The organism is Streptomyces viridosporus, from assembly GCF_002078235.1.
GTDB classification, from domain to species: domain Bacteria; phylum Actinomycetota; class Actinomycetes; order Streptomycetales; family Streptomycetaceae; genus Streptomyces; species Streptomyces viridosporus.
The window spans coordinates 1-4,931 of sequence record NZ_MSGP01000411.1; the positions used below are offsets into that span (position 1 = coordinate 1).

General features: G+C 75.5%; 4 protein-coding genes. 3 read left to right on the forward strand and 1 reads right to left on the reverse strand.

Annotation, left to right across the window (positions count from 1 at the left end; all coding sequences use genetic code 11):
• The coding region (locus B7L92_RS27110; RefSeq protein WP_255311156.1) for a flavin reductase family protein at positions 1 to 644 on the reverse strand (644 nt) is incomplete at its 3' end.
• Between the two features lie 237 nt (positions 645 to 881).
• On the opposite strand from B7L92_RS27110, the gene B7L92_RS27115 reads away from it, so the two are divergent.
• From B7L92_RS27115 to B7L92_RS27125, 3 genes are all read left to right on the forward strand, one after another.
• Positions 882 to 1,322 (forward strand): nuclear transport factor 2 family protein, encoded by a 441-nt coding sequence (locus B7L92_RS27115; protein WP_081239994.1) that lies wholly within the window; start codon positions 882 to 884, stop codon positions 1,320 to 1,322.
• A gap of 565 nt (positions 1,323 to 1,887) precedes the next feature.
• Positions 1,888 to 4,311 carry a sensor histidine kinase gene (locus B7L92_RS27120; RefSeq protein ID WP_255311157.1) on the forward strand — a complete coding sequence of 808 codons (2,424 nt, stop codon included), beginning with the start codon at positions 1,888 to 1,890 and terminating at the stop codon, positions 4,309 to 4,311.
• On the forward strand, positions 4,308 to 4,931 hold a 624-nt coding region (locus B7L92_RS27125), incomplete at its 3' end, for a response regulator (RefSeq protein ID WP_081239995.1). The genes B7L92_RS27120 and B7L92_RS27125, both read left to right, overlap by 4 nt.

Below are 4,931 nucleotides of genomic sequence, written 5' to 3' on the forward strand. Positions count from 1 at the left end.
TCCGCCACTACCACGGCCTCGCGCCGGAGGTCGGCCACGGCTTCCGCTCGGAGACCGCCGGGACCACGGGGGCTGCCGAGGCCGTGGTAGTGGCGGAAGTTGTAGATGAGGGGGCTCCAGACCGCGGGGTCGATGTGGTGGGTGCCCGGCACGACGATGCGTTCGTCGGCGTGGACCCGCAGCACCTCGCACTCGACACTGAGGAAGAGCCCCTCCCCGCCGGGTGTCGTACCGCGGACGCGCGCCTCCAACTGCAGGGCGCACTCGGCGACCCGGGGCGGTGCCACGAGGTCGGAGCCGGCCGGGGTGAGCCCGGCCGCGGCGAACTTGTCGCGCTCGTACCGGTAGACCGCTCGCTTGCTCTCCGGCACCGGGTGGGCTCCGGTGAGCGGGGCGAGGCGCTCCACGTGCTCCCACAGCTCCGGCGACGCCACGTTGATCACCAGTTCCGGGCGCTCGGCGAGGTTGTGCGCGGTCCGGCTCTCGGTGCCCAGCCCCAGGACGACGTGCTGTCCCAGCGCCCAGGCGGAGGAGACGGGGGCGAGGTTGAAGGTGCCGTCGCCGTTCTCGGTGGTCAGCAGGACCACGGGGGTGCCGAAGTAGAGGATGCTCGGCCGGACCACTCGGTGGGTGTCGATCGTCATGCCCCGAGACGCTAGGGGCGGAACGTTTCGGCGCACGCCGAAGCGTCATCCGCGGACCGTGCCGCGAGCCGGCCCGGCAGGTGCTCACGGTGCTCGTCACCGGCCCGATCACTTCGGCGGCGGCGAGCGGACCGGTGGCTGTACCGCCCCGGTCGCGGAGGGTCCTCCCGGCGCGGACGTTCCGCCCTTACCCCAGAGGTAATCGACGCTCCGACGGCACCCCGGCAGGCTGATCCCATGACAACGACCACCACCCCTGCCACCGCCACCGCCACCGCGGACGCCACCCGCGCCGCCGTCCAGAAGTTCATGGCCCTCCGCCTCGCCGGGGACACCGAGGGACTCACCGCCCTCTTCGCCGACCACGTCGACTGGCTGCTCGCCGAGAACCCCGTGGTCCCCTGGATCCGGCCCCGCTCCACCGCCGCCGAATGCGCCGCCCAGGCCGCGGAACTGGCCGAGCACACGGTCGCCGAGGACGCCCGCGCCTCCGTCGACACCCTCCTCGTCGACGGCACCGACGCCGTTCTGATGGGACACCTCTCGGGGACCGTCCGTGCGACGGGCAAGTCCTTCTCGGGCCCCTTCGCACTGCGCCTCACCGTCGAGGACGGCCGGATCACCCGGCACCACCTCTACGAGAACAGCGTGTCGATCGCGTCGGCATGCACCCCCTGACGCCGACCGGCCGGGCGGACGGCACGCCTCACGGATTCCACCGGCAGCCGCGACCCCGCACGATTCCCGCGTCGTGTCTGGTCCTCGGCGAACGCGGCCACGCACTCACGCAGCAGCACGCGGTGCTGCTTCTTCTCGGCCGTGGTCAAAGGCTCGTCCTTCTCACCCTTCCCCGGCCCTCCCCTCGTAGCAGTAGTCGATGCCCCGGTGCGCGGCGAAGCCGGTGTTCTCACCGTCGCACCGGGCGACGGCCCACGCCCCGTGCTCGGTCGCGAAACGGAGTGAACGGGGTGAACGCAATGGACGGAAGGGGCGGCGATCCCCGCGGAACGGTGGAGGAAACCGCCGGCCGGAGCCGTCGGCCGGCCGCCTTCCCGATGGGAGCGAGACTGGGTCCGGGGGCACGGCGGGGGCCTCGGGCCGCCGGATGATCGCCGGGTCCGACCGGAGGTGGAGAAGGCCTCCCGGGCCGTCCACCGCCCGCGTCTGCAACCCAGGTAAGAGAACGGAATCCGCCTCCAGCCGGAGCCGGTCGGCTCACCCGCGACCATAGCCTTGGCCCGTCATGAAGCGACAAGACGACCGGTTGATCCCGGTCCTCCTGATGTGCGCCCAGGCCGTGGTGTGGCCCGGCGCGGCACTGGTGCGCGGGGATGTCCCGTCCGCGTCCGTCCTTCTCGTGGCGGCCCTGGTCGCCGGGTCGGTGACGGCCGCGCTCCTCCTGCGCCGTACCCGCCCGGTGGCCGCCTTCGTCCTGGTCGCCGTCGCCTGCGCCCTGGGGGCCGGGCCGCTGCCCACCGGGGCGATGGCGGTGCTCGGGACCGCGGGGGTCGCGCTGGCCCTGTTCACGGTGGCGGCCGAACGCGACACCTTCACCTCCGTGCTGTGCGTGGTGGCGCTCGCCGTCTGGCAGCTCCTGTACGGGCTCAGCCTGCACGGGATCAGCGAGCGCGACGGACTCGACCTGGTCCTCACCGCCCTGCTGTACGCCACCGCGTGCGGGGCCGGCCTGCTGGTGCGGCGCTCCCGTCGCGCCCGGCGGGCGGCCGAACAGCGTCTGAAGCGGGCCGAGTCCGAACGCCACCGGCTCCCGGCGGCCGAACGACGCCGTATGGAAAGGGAGTTGCATGACGTCAGCGCCCACCACCTGACGGCCGTGGTGGTCACGGCGGGCGCGGCGCTCGGGCTGCGCGACCGGCGCCCCGAACTGGCCGACGAAGCGCTTCGGTTCGCGGTCGAGACCGGCCGGGAGGTCACCCGGGCACTCGGCGCGGTACGGGCGCCGTCGCCCTCGCGCGAGGAAATGCCCTCGCCCCGGGAGCGGTTGCTGGACCTGGCCGCGGGGTTCCGCCGGCTGGGCGGGCCGGTGGACTGCGAGATCGACGCCCTGCCGGACGGCGCCGTCGCGGACGCGGCGTACGGCATCGTGCGCGAGGCGCTGACCAACGCGGCGCGGTACGCCCCCGGTGCGCACACCCGGGTGCTCTGCCGGTACGGCGACACGCGCACGGACGTCGTGGTCACGAGCGCGGCGCCGCCGGCCGGTGCGACGGCGCACGGCGCGGGCCTCGGCGGGGGACGCGGCCAGGCCTTCCTGCGGTCCCGGGCACGGGAGGCGGGCGGCGCCCTGACCAGCGGTCCGACGGCGGACGGCGGGTGGGAGGTGCGCGCGGCCCTGCCCGGCCGGACCGCCGCCCCGGTGGAGTGGTCCGTCCCGCGGAGCCACCGCCTGGCGCAGGTGACGGCCGCGACCGGCCTCGTCCTGCAGCCGCTGCTCCCGACGCTGGTCATCCGGGCGGAGGAGACGTCGAACGGGACACAGGTGTCCGCGGGCGTGCTGTTCGCGCTGCTGGCCGCGGCCCAGGCGGTCGCGCTGCTGTGGCTGCGCCGGGCGCCCCGCACGGCCCGGGCCGTCCTGTTCGGCCTGGCCCCGCTCTGGCCGGTGGCGATGGCGGCGGGCGGGTACACCGGGCCGGTCCTGCTGCCACCCGGCCTGAGCATGCTCGCCACCTGCGCGGTGCTCGCGGCGGACGCGGCCCGCGCCGCCGCCGGCCCGCCCGCCGCCGGGAACCGTCCGAGCGTGTTCCCGCGGTCGGTCGGCCCGGTCGCGGCCGTGGCGGTGCACGCGGCGGCCGCGTCCGCCGCCGTCCTGGACCGGGGCACGACGGTCCCCGACTGGGCGGTCGTCGCGGCGACGACGGCCGGGGCGTGCCTGGCGGCCGGCGCGGCCCACCGGGTCGGCACGCTGCGCGGACGGCGCGACCGGGCCGACCGGGGCAGCCGGGAGGAGCGCCTCGCCGCCTGGACCGAGGAGGCCGTCCGGGACGCGTGGGCCGAGCGCCGGCGGATCGCCGCCGGGCTGGAGACCACCGTGCTGGCACGCACCGCCGACATGGTCGCGGAAGCGGAGGCGGGCCGGCTCGACGCGACCGCCGAACGCGCCCGCGAGGCCCTGACCGCGATGCGCGCCCTCCTCGACACGGTCCGGGAGGGCGAGGCGGAACGCGCGCTGCGGCCGCAGCCCACCCTCCAGGCCCTGGACCTGCTCGCCCACCAGTCCCGGGCCACCGGCCGCGACGTGGAGATACGGCTGACCGACCGTGTGCCGGAACACCTGCCCACCGCCGTGGACCTGGCCGCCTACCACGCAGCCGAGACGGTGCTCGCGGCCGGTGGCGAGGAGCCGGCGGTGATCGAACTCGACGCGGACGACGGTACGTTGACGCTCACGGCCACCGGAGTGCCGGGTGCCGTCGGCCCCGCCGTACGGGAGCGGCTGACGGCGCGGGTCACGGCGCTCGACGGCACCCTGACCACCGGTCCGGCGGGCACGGTCCGCCTCCGGCTGCCCCTCGCCCCGGGCGCGACGGCCGGGACCGTTCCGGAGGGGGCCCACGACGGGCCCGCCCCCCGGGAGGCACCGGACGGGCTCCCGCCCGCCGTCACGCCGGCCGCCGAGCAGGGTGACGAGGAGAAGAGGGAACGATGAGCCTCAGCGTGCTGGTCGTCGACGACCAGGGCATCGTCCGGGCGGGGTTCGCCGCCGTGATCGACGCCGAGGAGGACATGACGGTCGTCGGCGAGGCCGGTGACGGCGCCGCCGCGGTACGGCTCGCCGAGGAGCTGGCACCCGACGTGGTCGTCATGGACGTCCGGATGCCCGAGCTGGACGGCATCGCCGCCACCCGGATCATCACCGGCCGCGAGAACGCGCCCCGTGTCCTGGTGCTGACCACCTTCGACCTCGACGCGTACGTCTTCGAGGCGCTGCGCGCCGGCGCCTCCGGTTTCCTGCTCAAGGACGTGCACGCCGCCGAACTGCTGCACGGCATCCGGGTGGTGGCCGCGGGGGAGAGCGTCCTCGCCCCGTCCGCGACCCGCCGGCTCATCGGCCACTACGCCTCCGGGGCGGTCACCGGGACCGGGGGCGGAAGCACCCCCCGCGAGCTGGACGGCCTGACCGCGCGGGAACGGTCCGTCCTCGCCCTGGTGGCGTCCGGGCTCACCAACGCGGAGATCGGCGAGCAACTCGGCATCACCGTCGGCACGGTGAAATCCCACGTGAACGCGTTGCTGCGCAAACTCGGGCTGCGCGACCGGGTGCAGGCC